Origin of the sequence: Janthinobacterium sp. (assembly GCF_009923995.1) — a bacterium.
Classification (GTDB): Bacteria; Pseudomonadota; Gammaproteobacteria; order Burkholderiales; family Burkholderiaceae_D; genus Janthinobacterium.
The window spans coordinates 141125-160269 of the sequence record NZ_RFSK01000003.1 but is presented as its reverse complement, the minus strand read 5'-3'; the positions used below and the strand labels follow the sequence as shown (position 1 = coordinate 160269).

Sequence of the window (19145 nt, the reverse complement as noted above, 5' to 3'; positions counted from 1 at the left end):
CGGCCAGGGTGAAGACTGTTGCCGGCTGCCCACGGATCAGGCACATTCTCGGGCACATAAAATACATTCGAACAAATACACATATATAATGGCACTCCTCCCCGACGCCCTGCGCGCCCCTTCCTGGACTTGCCGCAATGAAGCACTTGCACGACATCCCCTCTGCCTTCAAGCATGAATTTGCCAACCCGCGCCTGTGGTGGTCGCGCGCCGTCGTCGTCGGCATGGCCGCCATCGCCGGCCTCGTCGTCGTGGGCTTTACCTGGCTGGCGGAGGAAGCGCTGGACCTGTTCCTGTTTTTTGACGGCAAGGCCTGGTGGTTCGCCCTGCTGTGGACGCCCGCCTGCGCCGCCCTGCTGGTGTGGCTGACGCGCCGCTATGCCATGGGCGCGGCCGGTTCCGGCATCCCGCAAGTGATGGCCACCCTGGACCCGGCCGTGGCGCCGGAACAACGCTCGCTGTTTGTCTCGCTGAAACTCAGCGCCGCGAAGATCGGCCTGACGGCGGGCGGCTTGCTGGGGGGACTCTCGCTGGGACGCGAAGGGCCATCCGTGCAGATCGCCGCCGGCGTGATGCTGGCCGCCCGGCGCTGGCTGCCCCGCCACTCGCAGGTGAGCGCCCATTCCCTGCTGGTGGCCGGCGGCGCGGCCGGCATCGCGGCCGCCTTCAATACGCCGCTGGCGGGCGTCATGTTTGCCATCGAAGAACTATCGCGCTCGCCGGAGCAGCGCAACAGCGGCCTCATCGTGGCCGGCATCGTGCTGGCCGGCATGATGGCCGTCTCCATCCACGGCAACGCCACGCATTTCGGCATCATCCACCCTGGCCCCATCGGCCTGGCGCTGGCCCTGCCCGGCTTGCTCGTGACCCTGGTGGCGGGCGTGGCGGGCGGCCTGTTCGCGCGCCTGCTGCTGGCGTCCGCCCGAGGCAATCCGCTGGGGAAACTGTCCGCATGGAGAAAAGGCCGGCCCGTGCTGTTCGCCGCCGTCTGCGGCTTGCTGGTGGCGGCCATCGGCATCGCCAGCCATGGCGCCACCTTCGGCAGCGGCACCGTGGCCACGCGCGCCATGCTGGAAGGCTCGTCCGACGTGGCGCCCGCCTTCGTCGCCTTCAAATACGTGGCGACGTGGCTGACCGTGTGGTCGGGCGTGCCGGCCGGCATCTTCGCCCCGTCCCTGGCCATCGGCGCGGGCATCGGCCACGATATCGCCGTGCTGCTGCACTATCCGCACGCGCCCGCCCTGATCGCGCTGGGCATGGTGGGCTTCCTGGCCGCCGCCACGCAGGCGCCGCTGACGGCTTTTATTATTGTCATGGAAATGGTCGACGGCCACGGCATGGTACTGAGCCTGATGGCCTGCGCCGTCGTGGCCAGCACCGTGTCGCGCGTGCTCAGCGAGCCGCTGTACGGCGCGCTGGCGCAGCTGCAGCTGCAGCGCCTGCCGCAGCGGGACACTACATCGTGAATGGAAACGGCTGCATGCCCGCCTGCCTGTCATCTGGGGCGACGACGGCCAGCAAGGCGCTCAAGCCCTGGTTCAGCTGCGCCAGGCTGGCCGCGTCCAGCTGGGCCAGCGCACTGGGCAGCAAGCCGCGCGCCGGCTGCGGCGCGCCGGCGATCACGGCCTGGCCTTCCGGCGTCAGGGTCAGGGTGACCACGCGCTGGTCGGGCTGGTCGCGCGCCTTGCGCACATAGGTTTTTTTCACCAGCGCCTCGACCAGGTTGCTGGCCGTCGTCTGGTGGATGGACATCTTGACGGCCAGTTCGCCCATGCGCAGTCCTGGCCGTTCCAGCAATTCCTGCATCACCCACAATTGCGCGCCCGACACGCCGCACTGTTTCTCGATCTGCGCCGAGTGCCGCTGCGCCGCGCGCATGACGACACGCATGTTTTGCAAGGCCAGGCTTTGCGCCCTGGCCACCGCCGATGCTTCCGCTTCCACCACCATTGCCTCCAATTATCAGATCCGGCATCGCGCCTGCTGGCGGACCGGAATCCGTACATGATACCTGCAAAGGCGGGCGGCTCCTACTGCCCGTTTCGGCCGGTTTCGGCCGCCTCATGGCCCATGGGCACTGGCTCTCCGGCCTGCCACGCCTGCTCCAGCACCAGCTTGCCGGCCGCATCCCACTGGCGCTCGATGCCCTGCTTCCTGCCATGTTCATACGGCACGAGCTGCCGCAGGCTGCCGTCGCTGGCCCAGGTCCGCAGCAAGCCGTGGCGCTGGCCGTCGCGCATGGGTATGACGCTGGCGCGCGCGCCATTGTCATGCCACTGCGTCACGTCGCCCTGCTCGCGCCCCTGCGCATCCTGCCGCCAGGCGACCGAGGGCTGGCCGTTGCTGCCCCATTTCTGCATGCTCAGCAGCTTGCCCTGGCGGTACAGGGCCTTTTGCGCCAGCCGGCCATTGTCATGGCTTTCGAAGGACCAGCCGTCCGGCTCGCCCTGCACGTACACCGTCCTGGCGCGCAGGCTGCCATCCTGCGCATAGGTGGCGAACTCGCCATCGCGCTTGTCATGCACAAAATGCGTGCGCTGGAACAGCGTGCCATCGGCGTAATACACGTCCTGCACGCCATGCATGCGCCCCCCTTTCAGGAAGGCGCGGCTGCTGACCTTGCCATTCGGTCCATACGACACGTAAGCGCCATCGGCCATCCGCTTGCCGTGGTAGCGGATGCGGTTCATCAGCTGGCCATTCTCGTGATACGTTTCCGAGATGCTGTCGCGTCCGTTCGGCAGCGGCGTGACCTTTTGCTTGAGCTGTCCGTTGGCATAGTAGGAAGCGCCGCCGGCCGCCTCCTGGCCCCGCGCATCGAGCGGGGTGTCGCGCAGCAGCTGGCCATGCTCGTCGTAATACTTGCGAAAGCGCACGAACTTGATCTGGCTCAAGTCCAGGTCCGTTGCATAGGTTTCGAAGGCCAGTGCGCCCGGCGTGTCGGGAAACTCCAGCCGCACGTGCCAGGCGCCCAGCGCCCCGTCGCGCACGGGCGGCGTGCGCAGCGCATACGTGGCGCGGCCCGGCTCGCTGGGCACGAAATTTTCATCGAGATACATGGTCTGCTGTTCCTCTTGCGCCTGGCCGGATGCCGCTGCCGGCAACGGCGTCCGGGCTTGCGCCGCCAGCGGCAAGGCCGCGCCCATGCCCAGCGCGGCGGCCAGCAGCCAGCGCCCCGTGTGTTGATTCTTCATCTTAATCCAGTGGAAATGTTGCCTTGCGGCTTACATGATAAGGGCAGGCGCCAGGCGCCACGGGCACGATTGCCGCGCCCGCCATGAAAAACCGGGACCGGACCTGCTGGTCCGGCCCCGGCCCGGGGGTGCCTGGAAGCGGCAAGCGCGCCAGTGGTCAGCCCGCGCTGTCCCTGTGCGGCGACAGCTGGCTCGCATGCAGGCGCGCATACGCGCCGCCCTGCTGCAGCAAGGCGGCGTGGCTGCCCGATTCCACCAGGCGCCCGCCCTGCATGACGACGATGCGGTCGGCGCTTTCGATGGTGGACAGGCGGTGGGCGATGACGATGGTGGTGCGGTTGCGCATCAGCACTTCCAGCGCCGCCTGCACCTGGCGCTCCGATTCCGTGTCCAGCGCGCTGGTGGCTTCGTCGAGCAAAAGAATCGGCGCATCCTTGTACAGGGCGCGCGCGATGGCCAGGCGCTGGCGCTGCCCGCCCGACAGGCGCGAGCCGTTCTGTCCCGCCTGGGTGGCGTAGCCTTGCGGCAGCTGCATGATGAAGTCGTGGGCGTAGGCGGCGCGCGCCGACGCTTCGATGCGGGCCTGGTCCGGCGCCGGGTCGCCATAGGCGATATTTGCCGCCATCGTGTCGTTGAACAGGATCACGTCCTGGCTGACGAGGGCGAACTGGCGCCGCAGGGCCAGGAGAGCGTAGTCGCGCAGGTCGACGCCGTCGAGCAGGATCTGCCCGCTGCTGACGTCATAGAAGCGCGGCAGCAGGCCCAGCAAGGTCGTCTTGCCGCCGCCGGAGCCGCCCACCAGGGCCACCGTTTCGCCGGCGCGGATATCGAGCGTGATATTGCTCAAGGCCGTGGGCGCATCGGGGTCGTCGCTGTTGTAGCGGAAGTTGACGTTCTGCAAGGACAAATTGCCCTGCACCGTGGCGGGCGCCACCGTGCCCGGGTCCGGCTCCAGCGGCGTGTCGATCAGGCCGAAGACGGATTCGGCCGCCGCCAGGCCCCGCTGCAGCGGTTCATTGATCTTGGTCAGGTTCTTGATCGGCGACTGCATGGCCATCAGGGCGCCCATGAAGGCGACGAAGGCACCCGGCGTGATGGCGCCGCTCTGCGCGCGCAGCATGGCGAAATAGATCACGGACGACAGGGTAATGCCGACGAGCATCATGATGAAGCCGGAATTCATGGCCGACGTGGCCGCGTGCTTGACGGCCAGCTGGCGGTTGCGCTTGACCACGTCGACGAAGCGCGCCTGTTCATACTCCTGGCCGCCGAAGATCTTCACCACGCGCTGGCCGGCAATGCTTTCGTCGAGCACGGAGGTCAGCTCGCCCACGGCTTGCTGCGAACTCTTGCTCAGGTGGCGCATGCGGCGCCCCGCCAGGGTCACGACGATGGCGACGATGGGCATGGATGCCATGCAGAACAGGGCCAGCTTGACGTCGATGCTGAACAGCAGGATCAGGTAGCCGAGGGTGGCGACGGAATCGCGCACCATGACGTTGAGCACGTTCAAGCCCGCCTGCGACACCTGGCTGGCGTCGAAGGCCACGCGCGACTGCGTCAGGCTGGTGGTGGTCGTGTCGAAGAAACGGCTGGGCAGGCGCATGATGGTGGCGAACATCTGTTCGCGCAAGTCCGCCTGCACGCGGCTCGACAGCCACACGGAACCATAATCGCCGGAAAAACTGGACACCATGCGCAGCGCCGCCAGCCCCAGGATGGTGGCGGGAATCACCCACAGATCCACCTGCCCCGCCTGGGCCGGCAGGAAGCGGTCCACCCAGCCCTGCAGCATGCCCATCACGCCGGACGTGGGCACGACCTGCGCCGTCGCCGTGTCGCGCATGGCGTCGACGACGTTTTGCAATTGACGGATCAGCAACACATCGGTGGCCGACGCCACGCCCACCGCCAGCAAGGTGGCGGCGACGATGGCGCCATAGCGGCGAAACTGACTGGCCAGGCGGAAAAACAGGAGGCGACTTTGCTGCATGCAGATGGGAAAAATGAAGGTAAAACGTGATTCTAACCGTTGCGGCTGGCTTTCCGACGAGAAAGTGGAGAAGCAGGGCTTGCGCACCCGGCGGCGGCGGCGTGGCCATGGTGACAATTGGAGATGGTGATGGTGAAAATCCGGCCTACACTGGCTGAGCCAGCTTACGATGCCGAGCCATCGGAACTGGCCCCTCACGCTGCGGGCCTGGCGGCGCGCCACATCCTTCCTGGAGATACCATGAGCGTTCTCATCTACAAAGTCAAAGCCGTGCACCTAGCCATCGACAAGAGCCATCCGCCGCATCTGCATGTGAGCGCGACGGGCGAAGTCAGTTCCGGCGGCTGGAAGGCGGCCACCCTCACGCCGCACGTGTACATCACGCCGCCGCAGGACGGCATCCAGGACCTGGACTTCGAGGCGACGCCGCCCAAAGGCAGCGAACCCGTGATCCAGGTCATCCTGCCCATCGCCGCGGGCGCCGTCCTTGCCCTGCCGGACTGGCTCAAGGGCGTGCGCATCCGTGCAAAAACCAATACGGTAGTCACCCTGCTCACCGACGAAGCAAGCTTGCGGCAAGTGGCCGCCATCAACCACGACTAGGCCGCCGCACAGCGGCTGCGGACAGGCATCGCGGCGCCGCCCTCCCGGCAAGGAAGGGCGGCCGGTCTTATTGCTTTTTCACCTTCCACTCGCCCGCGCCCGCCTTGCAGACCGTCAGCTTGAGGGTCTGTTCCTGGCCCTTGGCACTCAGGGCCACCTGCACCTTGCGGCAGGTTTGCGCCTCCGTCTTTTGCGTATCGCTGGCCGTGATGTCGGCTTGGATGCGCACGGAGTTGCGCAAGCCTTCATTGCTCCATTGCACGGTTTCGCCATCTTTCTTGTCATTGAGCACGTCGCCCACGGCCTTCACGAAGACGGGCTTGTCGTTCTTGTTCAGATAAGCCATCGGCGTATCGGCCAGGAAACCCAGGCCCACGGCGGAAGCGGAAGCGCTGAAGACGACGCTGCCGAGGATGAGGGCGGACAGCAATGTGGCGGGACGACTACGCATGGAAAACTCCTTGTAAAGTAAAAATAGGGACCAGTGGCCGGAACTGCCGGGATGGCACTCAGCCGGGGTCCGCCGGCGAAATCCCCACGGCCAGCAAGGCGTCGATGCTGGGCACGAAATAGATCGCCGACGACAGCGCCGTGGAAAAATCCAGCAGCCGGTCCGTTTGGGTGATGCCATCATAGCCTACGCCGTACATTTGCCGCAGCATGCCCATCGTCACCGTGATGTCCTTGCAAAAACCGACGAACATGACGCCCGCCTCGCCGGCATTGGCGTAATTGGCGTTGCGGCGCACGATGTCGACTTCCTCGCCATCGCGGATGAACTGGTTGCGGCCCACGTGGGAATCGACGGGCAGCGGCGACAATTCGTGGCTGCCCGCCTTGGTGCGGCCCCATACCTGTTCCGCCGCGTGCACGGGCAAGGCGCGCAGGCGCTCCACGTCCATGCGCCATTTCTGCAGCAGCACGGTGGAGCCGCCCGCGCCCGCCTCGCCGTCGGGAATGATGGCCACGCCATGGGCGCGGAAGGGATTCGGATTGGCGACACCGTCGGCAAAGCCGTCGAAGGTCACATTGTTATGGTAGGGGAAACACAGCTGCTCGCTGGCCAGCTCGGCGAAAGGAGCCAGCAAGGTAAGCGCCGTGCGCATGCTGTCGTACAGGGTGGCCGCGTTCGACTGCGTGATCCAGACCCAGAAATCGTGCTGCGTGGCCGGCGCCGTCTTGCCGTTGGCGCCCACCAGGTCGTGCGAGAACGATGCCATGTTGTCCGGCACGCAGCCGGGGCACGCCGCGCGCCACAGCTCGGGCCGGAAACCCAGCACCACGTTGGCCGTGCCGCCCGTCAACTGATGGTGGCGGTTCAGGGTGGGGTCCAGGATGCCCGTGACCTGGGATTCCCACAGCTTGCCCAGCACCCTGAACAGCTGCGCCGGCTCGACGCCCGCCTTGATATTGAACTGCAAATGCACTTCATCGCGCGCGACGACGGACAGCATGCTTTGTGGAATGGCCATACCAGAGATTCCTCTTTTGATGTGCTATGTGGATCTTAAACCAGGACGTGCGAAATGCCAGTTTCATTTAGGCAACATGCGATAACTGTCATGATGCGGCCCCATGAATTGGACGATAATGCAATGACGTAGAGCAAGAATCAAAGAATGGACGCCTTGGCATGAAACTGTATGAAAAGCTCGCCGGAGAAATCGAGCAACTGGTTGCGCAAGGCGTGCTGCTGCCCGGGGAACGCATCCCGTCCGTACGCCAGACCAGCCAGCAGCACAAGCTGAGCATCACCACGGTGCTGCGCGCCTACGTCAAGCTGGAAAGCATGGGCGTGATCGAAAGCCGGCCCCAGTCCGGCTACTTCGTGCGCGCCCGCGCCGGCGATGCGCAGCCCGCCGGCCTGAGCATGCAGGCGTCCCAGCCCAGCCCCGTGCCGGCGGAAGTGCACGTGAGCCGCCTGGTGCTGTCGACCCTGCGCTCGATCGGCCAGAACGAGGCCATCCCGCTCGGCTCGCCCTACCCCGACCCGTCCCTGTTCCCCTGGGAACGCATCAACCAGTACGCGAGCGCCGTGGCGCGCCGCAACCGCGACTGGCGCATGACGGACGACCTGCCACCGGGCAATCCACAGCTGATCCGCGAAATCGCCCGCCGCTACCTGGAAAACGGCCTGGTTGTCGATCCCGACGAAATCATCGTCACCGTGGGCGCCACGGAAGCCATCAACCTGTGCCTGCAGGCCGTGGCCAGGCCGGGCGACACCATCGCCGTCGAATCGCCCGCCTTCTATGCCATGCTGCTGGCCGTCGAGCGGCTGGGCATGAAGGTGGTGGAAGTGTCCACCGATCCCTACGACGGCATCCGCATCGAGGCGCTGGCCGACATCATGGCCCGCCAGCCCATCGCCGCCGTGATGGTCATGCCGAACTTCCAGAACCCGCTGGGCTTCCAGATGTCGGACCAGCGCAAGCACGCCCTGGTCCAGCTGCTGGAACAGCACGACGTGCCCGCCATCGAAAACGGCGTCTACAACGAACTGTATTACGGCGACGCCCACCCGTCCTCGCTCAAGTCCTACGACCGCAAGGGCCTGGTGCTGCACTGCGCCTCGTTTTCCAAGAGCCTGAGCGCCGCCCAGCGCGTGGGCTGGGCCCTGGCCGGACGCTATCGCGGCAAGGTGGAAGAGCTCAAGTTCCTCAACACCCTCACCACGTCCTCGTTCCCGCAGCTGGCGATTGCCGCCTATCTGCAGAACGACGGCTACGAACAGCATCTGCGGCGCATCCGCAAGGCCTACGCGCAGCAGGCGCGCATCATGGCCGCCGCCGTGCAGCGCTTCTTCCCGGCCGGCACGAAAATCTCGCAGCCGCAGGGCGGCTACGTGCTGTGGGTGGAATTGCCCGGCAACGTAGACTCCATGCAGCTGTACCGGCGCGCGCTGGAGTGCCGCATCACGGTGGGACCGGGCCGCATGTTTTCCGTCAGTCACGCCTACAAGCATTGCATCCGCCTCAACTACAGCTATCCGTGGAGCGCGGGCGTGGAGCAGGCCATCATCCTGCTGGGCAAGCTCATCACCGAATTCCTCTAGGCGCCCTCAGCCGCCCACCAGCGACATGCGCACGGTGGCATACTGCTTGCCCGGCCGCCCGCCGGCCTGGGCCAGGGCGCCGCGCACTTCCGAATAGCGGTCGCCGCGTCCCCGCCAGTGCCGGCGCAGCACGGTTTCCAGCGCTTGCGCTGTAACAAGGTGCGGGCGCAGGTCGATGCCGTCGCGGGCGAACAGGCACAGGAACATCTGGCCGTCCGACGACACGCGCACGCGGCTGCAGTCGCCGCAGAACGGCTGCGACACGCTGGAAATGAAGCCCACTTCGCCGCCCCGGTCGCGGTAGCGGTAGCGGCTGGCCGTTTCGTGCAGGATGGGCTTGCCTTCGCCCAGCGCTACGAGGGGGAATTCGGCGTCGATCAGGGCGCGCGCCGCGTCCGACGTGACGACATGCGTGCGCGACCAGGCGCCGATGCCGCCCACGTCCATGAACTCGATCAGGCGCAGCACCACGCCCGTGTGGCGGAAATGGCGCGCCAGCGGCACGATCTGGCTGTCGTTGACGCCTTTTTGCACGACCATATTGACCTTCACGGGATGCAAGCCGACGGCTTGCGCCGTCGCTATCCCATGCAGCACTTTCTCGACGGGAAAATCGACGCCGTTCATGCGCTGGAAAATGCCGTTGTCCAGGCTGTCGAGGCTGACGGTGACGCGGTCCAGGCCCGCGTCCTTCAGGGAGCGCGACTTGGCCGCCAGCAGGCTGCCATTCGTCGTCAGCGCGATGCGCACGGCGCGCCCGTCCGGCGTGGCCAGGCGCGCCAGGCGTTCGATCAGCCGCTCCAGGTTCTTGCGCAGCAGCGGCTCGCCGCCCGTGATGCGGATTTTATCGACGCCGAGGCGCACGAAGGCGCGCGCCATCGTCTCGATCTGCGCGAAGGACAGGCGCGCGCTGGACGGCAGGAAGGGGTAGTCGCTCGGGTACAGCCCGGCCGGCATGCAATAGGTACAGCGGAAATTGCACTGGTCGATGACGGAAATGCGCAAGTCCGTCAACGGGCGGCCCAGCATGTCCACGCACGGCTCGGCAGGGTCTGGCTGCCAGGGCGCTGGCTGCGGAGACAGGATGGTGTTCATTGCTTTCCCTCGTTAGGCATTCATCTGTGTCCAGCATAAGGCCTATGGAGGCAGGCAAGGAGGTACAGTCCGGCGCCAGGCGATAGAGTACAGACGCCCGCTATGGCGCGGGCGGCGCGGCAAAGACCGTGGCGCACAGTTCCGCGCCCGCCGCACTGAGCAGCGCGCTGCCGCCGCCGCTTTCCGCCATGGCGACGTCCGCCAGCCCCGCGCTGGACAGCGCATTGAGCTGGCGCAACAAAGTACTCATCTGTACTCCCGCCCGCTTGGCCAGCTTGGCCAGCGAGCACGGTTTCCCGGGCGCCTCCTGCCGCGCCTGCCACAGCAGCGCCAGCAAGGCCACCAGCGCCGCGTCGATGCCTTCCATCCCGTCTTCCTGTTGCATGTATTTTCTCGCTGAAAGCCGGAAATGCGCGCCGCACTTCCCTCGCCTGTATCATAAATCAGCGGCATGGCCGGCGCGACGCTGCTCGCCATCTTCCCATCTGTACTCTGTTTTTTTGCCCGGAACTGTGCGCCTATGGGGCAGTGCGCCGCCACTACCATGTGGGTGTCCCATCGCAGATCACCAGGAGAGTCATCATGAGCAAGCCCAAGTCCGACGCGCGCATCGCGCCCTACACCCATCCTGCGGCAGGCTGGGGTGCCCTCAAGTACGTGGCCATCAACCTGCTCAAGGAAAAAGTCGGCGCGGGCAATTACCGCGCGCTGTTCGAGCAAAACCAGCCCGATGGCTTCGACTGTCCCGGCTGCGCCTGGCCCGACCGCGAACACGCGTCGACATTCGAATTCTGCGAAAACGGCGTCAAGGCCGTGGCTGCCGAATCGACGAGCAAGCGCGTGCGTCCGGAGTTTTTCCAGCAGCACACGGTCACGCAGCTGATGGAACAGTCGGACTATGATCTGGAACAACATGGCCGCCTGACGGACCCCATGGTGTACGACGCCGCCAGCGACAAATACCAGGCCATTTCCTGGGATGACGCCTACGCCCTCGTGGCGCGGCACCTGCACGCGCTGGACGACCCCGACCAGGCCGCCTTCTACACGTCGGGCCGCGCCAGCAACGAGGCGGCCTTCCTGTATCAACTGTTCGTGCGCGCCTACGGCACCAACAACTTCCCCGACTGTTCCAACCTGTGCCACGAGGCAACGAGCCGCGGCTTGCCGGAAACCGTGGGCGTGGGCAAGGGCACGGTACTGCTGGACGACTTCGAGCATGCGGACACCCTGCTGCTGTTCGGCCAGAATCCCGCCACCAACCACCCGCGCATGCTGGGCGAATTGCGCGAAGCGTCGCGCCGCGGCGCCACCATCGTTTCCATCAACCCGCTGCACGAACGGGGCCTGGAGCGCTTCACCAGCCCCCAGCATCCGCTGGAAATGCTGACGGGCGGCAGCACCAACATCTGTTCGCTGTTCATCTGCCCCACCCTGGGCGGCGACTTCGCCCTGATCAAGGCCATGGCCAAGCGCGTCGTCGAGCTCGATGACGAGGCCGTCGCCCACGGCCAGGAGCGCGTGCTCGACTGCGATTTCATCGCCGAACACACGCGCGGCTTCGACGCCTTCGCGGCCGACCTGCGCGCGGAAAGCTGGGACGTGCTGCTGGCCGAATCGGGCGTGGCGCGCGACAAGATCGAGGAATTGACGCAGATCTATGTGAAGGGCAAGGCCGTCATCGCCACCTGGGGCATGGGGGTGACGCAGCACAAGCATTCCGTGGCCACCGTGCAGATCCTGTCGAACTTGATGATGATGCGCGGCAATATCGGCAAGCGGGGCGCGGGCCTGTGCCCCGTGCGCGGCCATTCGAACGTGCAGGGCGACCGCACCATGGGCATCGAGGAACAGCCGACCCAGGCCTTCCTCGACCGCCTGGGTCTGGTCTTCAACTTCGAGCCGCCGCGCCACCACGGCTACGACGCCGTCGGCACCATCGCCGCCATGCTGGAGAAAAAGGTGAAGGTGTTCGTCGCGCTGGGCGGCAACTTCGCGATGGCCACGCCGGACACGCCGCGCACCTGGGAAGCGCTGCGCTCGTGCGACCTGACGGTCCACATCGCCACCAAGCTCAACCGCAGCCACCTCGTGCACGGCAGGGATGCGCTGATCCTGCCCACCCTGGGACGCACGGAAATCGACCTGCAGGGGGGCGTGGCGCAGGGCGTGACGGTGGAAGACTCCATGAGCATGGTGCACATCTCCTTCGGCATGAACCAGCCCGCCTCGCCCAATCTGCGCTCGGAAATCGCCATCGTGGCCGGCATGGCGCAGGCGACCCTGGGCAGCGAAAAGATAGCCTGGCTGCGCTTCAGCGGCGACTATGCGCTGCTGCGCGACTCCATCGAACAAGTGTTTGACGATTTCTTCGACTACAACCTGCGCGTGGCCAAGCCGGGCGGTTTCCACCTGAACATCGCCTCGCGCGAACGCGTGTGGAAGACGGCCAGCGGCAAGGCGCAATTCCTCGTCAACGCCATCGAATTGGACACGCCCATCCAGCGCGCGCGCCAGCAATATGGCGAGCGTTTGATGGTGCTCATGACGACGCGCTCGCACGACCAGTACAACACGACCATCTACGCCATGGACGACCGCTACCGTGGCGTGTTCGGCCAGCGCCGCGTCGTCTTCATCAACAGGGACGATCTGGCCATGCTGGGCTTTGCGGCGGGCGACTGGGTCGACCTGATCGGCGTGTGGCATGACGGCATCGACCGCCGCGCCGACCGCTTCCTGCTCGTCGAGTACGACATTCCCCGTGGCTGCATCGGCGCCTACTACCCGGAAACCAATCCGCTGGTGCCGCTCGACAGCGTGGGCTACGGTTCGGGCACGCCGACCTTCAAGTCCATCCCCGTGCTGCTGGCCCCTTCCGCCGGGGCCGGCGCGTGATCGTTCGCTCCACCTCGAACTGGCTGCGCATGCTGTTCGTCTGGGACGGCTCCGTGCTGCAAGCCATCATCCCGCAACTGCTGCTGATGCTCCTGATCAGTTCGCTGGCCCTGCTGACGGACGGGCGCGTCTTCGGCGTCAAGATTCCCCTCGACACGGCGCCGTTCCCCATGGTCGGCATCAGCCTGGCCATCTTCCTCGGCTTTCGCAACAATGCCAGCTATGCCCGCTTTGCCGAGGCGCGGCATATCTGGGGACAATTGCTGATCGCCGCGCGGGCCCTGGCCTCGCAGGCGATCACCTACCTGCCGCAGGAAACGAGCGGCCTGGACCACCAGTTGCTGCTGCGCCGCCTGGTCGCCTTCGTCTACGCGCTCAAGCACCAGCTGCGCCAGACGGCCCCGCAGGAAGACCTGGCGCGCTACCTGCCGGCCGCCGAAGCGCAGCAGTTGCAGGGCATGACCTTCAAGCCTGTCGCCGTGCTGCACACGGTGCGCGCCATGCTGCGTGACGCCGCGCAGCGCCAGGGCGGCCAGGCGCAGCTGCTGTGGATGCTCGACCACCAGCTCAACGACCTGGCCGCCACCGTGGCCGGCTGCGAACGCATCAAGAACACGCCGATTCCGTATCCGTACGGCGTGCTCGTGCACCGCACCGTCTACATGTACTGTTTTTTGCTGCCGCTGGGCCTGGTGGACGCCATCGGCGTGGCCACGCCCCTCATTTCCGTGTTCGTCGCCTACACCCTGTTTGCGCTGGAAGCCATCGCGCAGCAGATCGCCGAACCGTTCGGCCTGGCACCCAACTGCCTGGCCCTGAACGCCATGACGCGGGAAACGGAACGCTCGCTGCTGGAATTGAACGGCGAACCGCTGCCGCCGCCGATCCGGCCCTGCCCCCGCTACCAGCTCGATTAGGCAGGGAAACGCAGGCATGGGAAAAAAACGGGCCAGCATGTACCTTGAAGGCCCGATGCTACATTCTTTGCCGTAAAGCAAGTGCACGCTTGACTTGGCGGCGCGGCAGGCTTTCAATGAACATTGTTTCCACTTATTAACTTTGCCCCCGTGCCCGTGCATGGCGCGGCAGCGATGAAAGGATGGCGCGATGGCCCTGGCACAGGAACAGCATCTGGCGGACACCTGGCAGACGGGCGGCCTGAAGCCGCGCGCCTGCGACTGCGGCGGCACGGTCTTCGCCATCCTGCACCAGCGGGTGATGGCGGACATGCGGCGCCGGCAATTTCTCGGCGGCACGGCCGCCATGCTGGCGCCCTTCCTCGGCCTCGGCCTGTCCACCGGCAACGCCCAGCAGCCGCAGGCGCAGGACCGGCCCCTGCTGCTGACCAATCTGCGCCTGTTCGACGGCACGGGCAAGGCGCCCCGCGCCGGCATGCAAGTGCTCGTGACGGGCGCGACGATCACCGCCCTGCTGCCGGCCGGCGAGAAGGTGGACGGCGCGCAAGTCATCGATTGCCGGGGCAAGCTGGTCATGCCGGGCCTGATCGACGCCCACTGGCACACCATGCTGGCGGCCATCAGCCAGGTGACGGCCATGACGTCCGACGTGGGCTATCTGTACCTGGTGGCGGCGCAGGAAGCGCGGCGCACCCTGCTGCGGGGCTTTACCGCCGTGCGCGATCCTGGCGGACCCGCCTTTGCCTTGAAGCGCGCCATCGATGAAGGCATCGTCGACGGCCCGCGCATCTTTCCCTCGGGCGCCATGATTTCGCAAACCTCGGGCCACGGCGACTTCCGTTTGCGCTCGGACATCCCCCGCGCGGCGAATGCCCCGCTGAGCCTGGTGGAATCAACGGGCGTGGCCATGATCGCCGATGGCGACGCGGAAGTGCTGCGCCGCGTGCGCGAGCAGCTGATGCTGGGCGCCACGCAGATCAAGATGCTGGCCGGCGGCGGCGTCGCCTCGCTGTACGACCCGCTCGACAGCACGCAGTATTCGGAGCGCGAACTGCGCGCCGGCGTGGAGGCGGCCGCCGACTGGGGCACCTACGTGATGGCCCACGTGTACACGCCGAAAGGCATACAGCGGGCCATCCGCGCGGGGGTGCGCAGCATCGAGCATGGCCAGCTGGCGGACGAGGAATCCGCGCGCATGATGCGCGACGCGGGCACGTGGTGGAGCCTGCAGCCCTTCCTGCAGGATGAAGACAGCAATGTGTATCCCGATGCGGCACGCAAGGCCAGCCAGAGGATCGTATCGGAAGGCACGGTGAAGGCGTATGCGCTGGCGCAAAAGTACGGCATCAGGACGGGCTGGGGCACGGATATCCTGTTCAACGCGAAAAACACGCCCACGCAGGGCCGCCAGCTGGCCAAGCTGACGCGCTTCTACGACCCGCTCACCTTGCTGGCGCAGGCGACGGGACAGAATGGCGAACTGCTGGCCCTGTCCGGCCAGCGCGCGCCCTACCCGGGCGCCTTGGGCCGCCTGGCCCCGGGCGCGCTGGCCGACTTGCTGGTGGCCGATGGCGATCCGGCGAAAAACCTCGATTTCCTCGCCCGGCCGGAAGACAAGCTGCTGCTGATCATGAAGAACGGGCGCATCTACAAGGACACCTTGAGCGCGCCGCTGGCAGGTTGAAGCCAACAGCGTTGGCAAGCCGGCACGGCTGCCGCATAATGCGCCCATGTTCAAACTGACTTTTCTCGGCACGTCTTCCGGCGTGCCCACGCGCCACCGCAACGTCACGTCGCTGGCCCTGCAAACGACGCACAACCGCGACTGGTGGATGATCGATTGCGGCGAAGCGACGCAGCACCGGCTGCAGCGCCTTCCCCTGTCCGTGCACGACCTGGTGGGCATCTGCATCACCCACGTGCATGGCGACCACAGCTATGGATTGCCGGGCCTGCTGGCCAGCGCCTCCATGACGGGGCGCAAGAAGCCCTTGCTGCTGATCGCCCCGGCCGCCATCAAGGCGTGGATCGACGCCACCCTCTTGCACACGGAACTGTTTCTGACGTATCCGCTGATCCACATCGACGTGGACAGCGCGCCCGTGGTGTATCAGGAAGCGGGCTTGACGATCTCGCGCCACGCGCTGTCGCACCGCGCGCCCAGCGTCGGCTACCGTTTCGCGCTGGAAACGAGCCGCTGGAAGCTGGACAAGCCCGCCCTGCTGGCCGCCGGCGTGCCGCCCGGCCCCGCCTGGGGAACCTTGCAGGCGGGCCAGGATGCCCATCTGGACGACGGCACGGTGCTGGCCGCCACCGCTTTCCGCCAGGTGGACACGCAGCGCGCCACGGTGGTGATCGGCGGCGACAACGATACGCCATCGCTGCTGACGGACGCCTGCGCGGACGCGCAGCTGCTCGTGCACGAAGCTACTTACACGGAAGCCATGCTGCAAAAAGTCGGCCCCGGCCCCACGCACAGTTCCGTGCAGCGCGTGGCGCAGTTCGCCGCTGCCGTGCGCCTGCCCAACCTGATCCTCACCCACTTCAGCGCCCGCTACCACCATGCGGACGGCATGGCCGAGCTGGAAGCGGAAGCGCGGCTGCATTATTCGGGCCAGCTGTTCCTGGCGCGCGACTTCGACAGCTATGAACTCGATGCGGCGGGCGTGCTCAGCAAGCAGCCGGGGAAATCCCCGTTCAGTGGGGATTGAGGCCGTAGTGCGCCGCGTACTCGGCAGCGAGCGCGCGCGCCGCCTGCTGCTGTGACGGCGTGAGGATTTCCAGCAACTGGTCGCGGTTCTTGATCGATTGCGCGCTGCCCGCCTGGGCCGGCATGGCGATCCACGCATACGCCTGCACGTAGTCGAGGTCCACGCCCTGCCCCTGCGCATACAGCAAACCATATTCATTCTGCGCGGACAGGGAACCGGCCTCGGCCGCCTGCTTGTACCAGAACGCGGCCTCGGCGTAGTCTTGCGGTACATCAATCCCCTTGCGATACGCCTGCGCCAGGTTGAACTGCGACTGACCATCGCCCGCCTCGGCCGCCTTGCGCCCGTAGGCCAGCGACTGCGCCATGTCTTGCGCGACGCCGTCACCGCTCGCATACATCAGGGCCAGGTTGGCCAGCGACGGCGGAAAGCCCGCCTGCGCGGCGGCCGTGAACAATTCCACGGCTTTCGGTAAATCCTGCGTCACGCCATGGCCCTGGTAATACAGGCTGGCCAGCAAATGCTGGCCAGCGGGATCACCCGCATCGGCTGCTGCGCCGAATTGGCGGAACGCTTCCGCGTAATTGCCGTCGTTATAAGCGAGTATGCCCGCTTCATTCCAGGATGCGGTGGAGTCGGTCATGAAGATTCCTTGTTCGGAGAATGAAGGCATTGTACACAGCACGCCAATACGCAGAATGTACGATAGGAATGGTGTGGCACGTCGCCGGAATCCTGCGTTATGATTATTCCCCCCATGCGGTAATCGGGATATTTTATCCACGTGCCGGCCCGAGAATATCGCCATGAAGCTCATAGCCCTGTTTTTATCCCTGTTTTCCACTGCCGCTTATTGCGGCTCGCTACATCTGGAAAAGGCCGCGAGCGGCAAGGTGCGGCAAGGTGCGGCAAGCCGCCGATATCCGCTACGTGAATCACGATGACAAGCAGACTTACCGGCTGAACCTCGGCAAGCGCTGGGTCACTGGCAGCTGCAGCAGCAGCGGCACGGGCAATTTGCACGCGCTCCTGCTGGACATGAATTTCGACGGCCACGCCGACCTGTGGGTCACGGGCTATACGGATAGCCAGGGGCGCATCCGCTGTTCCGATGTGTGGCTGTGGGATACGCAGGCGAAAAACTACCGTTTCAGCAAGCCATTATCAGCGATCCCGAATCTGGAAATCAGCATCGCCGGCCGGAGAATCGAAGGCGGCATCGCCAATTGCGGCTGCGCGGCGCAATGTTTTTATGAGGACAGCTATGCATGGCACCGCAAGACATTAACTGCCATCGCCCGGCGCGAACAGGATTGCGAGCGCTACCGGGAATACGGCTTGAATGACAAGAACGAATTGATCATCGTCAAGGATGAAATCATCGATAGCGGCAATCTCCGCCAGCAGGCAATCGAGAATACCAAGATCTTTGACTGGCAACGCCATGTGCAAACCATGCGCAAATCCTGGGAATGAAGTTTATCCAGGCGCATTCCCGCCACAGACACGGCACCAGCGAGTAAATACATGACCACATATCCAGCCTCCATCACCTTCCATGCCGCCAAGGCGGACGACACCCCCGCCTTCATCGACCTGCGCGGCAAGACCCGGCAAAACGCCATCACCGCGGAGCGCCTGGCGGAAGTGGGCATCACGGCCGACACCTGGGCGCAGATGATGCGCTCGGGCAACCTGCCTGGCCACGTGTGCCTTCGCAACGGCCAGCTGGCCGGCTATTGCTTTGGCGAACGCGGCACGGGCGAAATCGTCGTGCTGGCCCTGCTGCCGGAAGCCGAAGGCCTCGGCATCGGCAAGACCCTGCTGGAACGGGTCATGGCGGACTTGCACGCCCAGGGCCACCAGCGGCTGTTCCTCGGCTGCTCGAATGACCCCGCCTCCCGTTCCTACGGCTTTTACCGCTACCTGGGCTGGACGGCGACGGGCGAGACGGACCAGTATGGCGACGACGTGCTGGAGTTCCGCTTTACGGCCTAGGCCGTCAAGCGGCTGGCATCCCACAGACGCATCAGCTGTGTGATGGCCCCGTCAAACACGGCGTAGCCGATACCGTCGCGGGCCTGGATGGACACGCCCGATAAAAAGCCGTCGAAGGCGGCGGCCAGCGCGGCCCCATCCGTGCCCGCCGCCAGTTCGCCGCTGGCCAGGCCCCGCTCCACGCAGCGCGCGAAGCCGGCGCGCGTGCGGGCGCGCGAAGCGGTCAGCGGGGCGGCGACGGCCGCATGTTCGGGCGTGGGCGCGCTCATGCAGCCGAGCGCCACCATGCAACCGGGCGGGTGGCCCGGCTCGGACTGCATCCTGGCCGACTGGCGCAAGGCCAGCTCGATGGCTTGCCGCGGCGCCAGGCCATCGTCCCACAGGCATTCCGTCACGCGCGCATACGTGTCCAGATAGCATTGCGCCGCCTCGCGGAACAACGCTTCCTTCGAACCGAACGCGGCATAAAAGCTGGGCGCGGAAATGCCGCCGCCCAGGCCCGCCTTGAGCTGGCTCAAGGACGTCGATTCATAGCCCTGCTGCCAGAATAAAAACATGGCCTGCTCGACCGCCGCCTGCCGGTCAAACGTGCGCGGCCGTCCCATTTGCGCCATCCATTCCTCCTCATCGTCATCCACTTACATACTACTCGATACAGAAGTCGTTGACAACGTGGTGCGG

Annotated in this window: 18 protein-coding genes; 9 read left to right on the top strand and 9 right to left on the bottom strand. The window is 65.7% G+C overall.

The window, feature by feature from the left end; all coding sequences use genetic code 11:
• Positions 1 to 137: 137 nt before the first annotated feature.
• Positions 138 to 1466, top strand: a complete 1329-nt coding sequence (locus EBS11_RS02730; RefSeq protein WP_290600339.1) for a chloride channel protein — start codon at positions 138 to 140, stop codon at positions 1464 to 1466.
• Here the strand turns inward: EBS11_RS02730 and EBS11_RS02725 are convergent.
• From EBS11_RS02725 to msbA, 3 genes are all read right to left on the bottom strand, one after another.
• Complete coding sequence (locus tag EBS11_RS02725; protein ID WP_290600392.1) at positions 1456 to 1950, bottom strand: MarR family transcriptional regulator; 495 nt, start codon at positions 1948 to 1950, stop codon at positions 1456 to 1458. The two genes, EBS11_RS02730 and EBS11_RS02725, sit on opposite strands and share 11 nt — an antisense overlap.
• An 80-nt stretch (positions 1951 to 2030) precedes the next feature.
• Positions 2031 to 3194: a toxin-antitoxin system YwqK family antitoxin gene (locus EBS11_RS02720; RefSeq protein ID WP_290600337.1), complete on the bottom strand. Its 1164-nt coding sequence runs from the start codon at positions 3192 to 3194 to the stop codon at positions 2031 to 2033.
• A gap of 157 nt (positions 3195 to 3351) precedes the next feature.
• Positions 3352 to 5187 (bottom strand): lipid A export permease/ATP-binding protein MsbA, encoded by a 1836-nt coding sequence (gene msbA, locus EBS11_RS02715; RefSeq protein WP_290600335.1) that lies wholly within the window; start codon positions 5185 to 5187, stop codon positions 3352 to 3354.
• A gap of 240 nt (positions 5188 to 5427) precedes the next feature.
• Between msbA and EBS11_RS02710 the strand changes: the two genes are divergently transcribed.
• Complete coding sequence (locus EBS11_RS02710; RefSeq protein WP_290600334.1) at positions 5428 to 5790, top strand: hypothetical protein; 363 nt, start codon at positions 5428 to 5430, stop codon at positions 5788 to 5790.
• Between the two features lie 67 nt (positions 5791 to 5857).
• Here EBS11_RS02710 and EBS11_RS02705 read toward each other — a convergent pair whose 3' ends face one another.
• Both EBS11_RS02705 and EBS11_RS02700 read right to left on the bottom strand, forming a co-directional pair.
• Positions 5858 to 6241, bottom strand: a complete 384-nt coding sequence (locus tag EBS11_RS02705; protein WP_290600333.1) for a hypothetical protein — start codon at positions 6239 to 6241, stop codon at positions 5858 to 5860.
• 58 nt (positions 6242 to 6299) lie between these two features.
• Positions 6300 to 7262: a Dyp-type peroxidase gene (locus tag EBS11_RS02700; RefSeq protein ID WP_290600332.1), complete on the bottom strand. Its 963-nt coding sequence runs from the start codon at positions 7260 to 7262 to the stop codon at positions 6300 to 6302.
• 161 nt (positions 7263 to 7423) lie between these two features.
• Here EBS11_RS02700 and EBS11_RS02695 point away from each other — a divergent pair, with 161 nt between their 5' ends.
• Complete coding sequence (locus EBS11_RS02695; RefSeq protein WP_290600330.1) at positions 7424 to 8845, top strand: PLP-dependent aminotransferase family protein; 1422 nt, start codon at positions 7424 to 7426, stop codon at positions 8843 to 8845.
• 6 nt (positions 8846 to 8851) lie between these two features.
• Here EBS11_RS02695 and moaA read toward each other — a convergent pair whose 3' ends face one another.
• Both moaA and EBS11_RS02685 read right to left on the bottom strand, forming a co-directional pair.
• On the bottom strand, positions 8852 to 9940 hold the full coding sequence (gene moaA, locus EBS11_RS02690; RefSeq protein WP_290600329.1) for a GTP 3',8-cyclase MoaA: 1089 nt from the start codon (positions 9938 to 9940) through the stop codon (positions 8852 to 8854).
• A 100-nt stretch (positions 9941 to 10040) separates the two neighbouring features.
• The gene (locus EBS11_RS02685; protein WP_290600328.1) at positions 10041 to 10325 is read right to left on the bottom strand and encodes a helix-turn-helix domain-containing protein; all 285 of its coding nucleotides are present in this window, start codon (positions 10323 to 10325) and stop codon (positions 10041 to 10043) included.
• Between the two features lie 197 nt (positions 10326 to 10522).
• Between EBS11_RS02685 and EBS11_RS02680 the strand changes: the two genes are divergently transcribed.
• From EBS11_RS02680 to EBS11_RS02665, 4 genes are all read left to right on the top strand, one after another.
• Entirely contained in the window at positions 10523 to 12838 is a 2316-nt protein-coding gene (locus EBS11_RS02680) for an FdhF/YdeP family oxidoreductase (RefSeq protein ID WP_290600326.1), read from the top strand.
• On the top strand, positions 12835 to 13755 hold the full coding sequence (locus EBS11_RS02675; protein WP_290600325.1) for a bestrophin family ion channel: 921 nt from the start codon (positions 12835 to 12837) through the stop codon (positions 13753 to 13755). Before EBS11_RS02680 ends, EBS11_RS02675 begins: the two co-directional genes overlap by 4 nt.
• Positions 13756 to 13945: 190 nt before the next feature.
• A complete protein-coding gene (locus EBS11_RS02670) occupies positions 13946 to 15439 on the top strand; it encodes an amidohydrolase family protein (protein WP_290600324.1) in 1494 nt (497 codons plus the stop codon).
• 46 nt (positions 15440 to 15485) lie between these two features.
• Positions 15486 to 16466: a ribonuclease Z gene (locus tag EBS11_RS02665; protein WP_290600323.1), complete on the top strand. Its 981-nt coding sequence runs from the start codon at positions 15486 to 15488 to the stop codon at positions 16464 to 16466.
• Here the strand turns inward: EBS11_RS02665 and EBS11_RS02660 are convergent.
• Positions 16453 to 17109, bottom strand: coding sequence for a tetratricopeptide repeat protein (locus tag EBS11_RS02660; protein WP_290600321.1), 657 nt, complete (start codon positions 17107 to 17109; stop codon positions 16453 to 16455). The genes EBS11_RS02665 and EBS11_RS02660 overlap by 14 nt on opposite strands.
• Before the next feature lie 260 nt (positions 17110 to 17369).
• Between EBS11_RS02660 and EBS11_RS02655 the strand changes: the two genes are divergently transcribed.
• Both EBS11_RS02655 and EBS11_RS02650 read left to right on the top strand, forming a co-directional pair.
• Positions 17370 to 17942 (top strand): hypothetical protein, encoded by a 573-nt coding sequence (locus tag EBS11_RS02655; protein WP_290600319.1) that lies wholly within the window; start codon positions 17370 to 17372, stop codon positions 17940 to 17942.
• A 51-nt stretch (positions 17943 to 17993) separates the two neighbouring features.
• Positions 17994 to 18464 (top strand): GNAT family N-acetyltransferase, encoded by a 471-nt coding sequence (locus tag EBS11_RS02650; RefSeq protein WP_290600318.1) that lies wholly within the window; start codon positions 17994 to 17996, stop codon positions 18462 to 18464.
• Here the strand turns inward: EBS11_RS02650 and EBS11_RS02645 are convergent.
• Positions 18461 to 19102: a TetR/AcrR family transcriptional regulator gene (locus EBS11_RS02645; protein WP_365954694.1), complete on the bottom strand. Its 642-nt coding sequence runs from the start codon at positions 19100 to 19102 to the stop codon at positions 18461 to 18463. The genes EBS11_RS02650 and EBS11_RS02645 overlap by 4 nt on opposite strands.
• Positions 19103 to 19145: the final 43 nt, after the last annotated feature.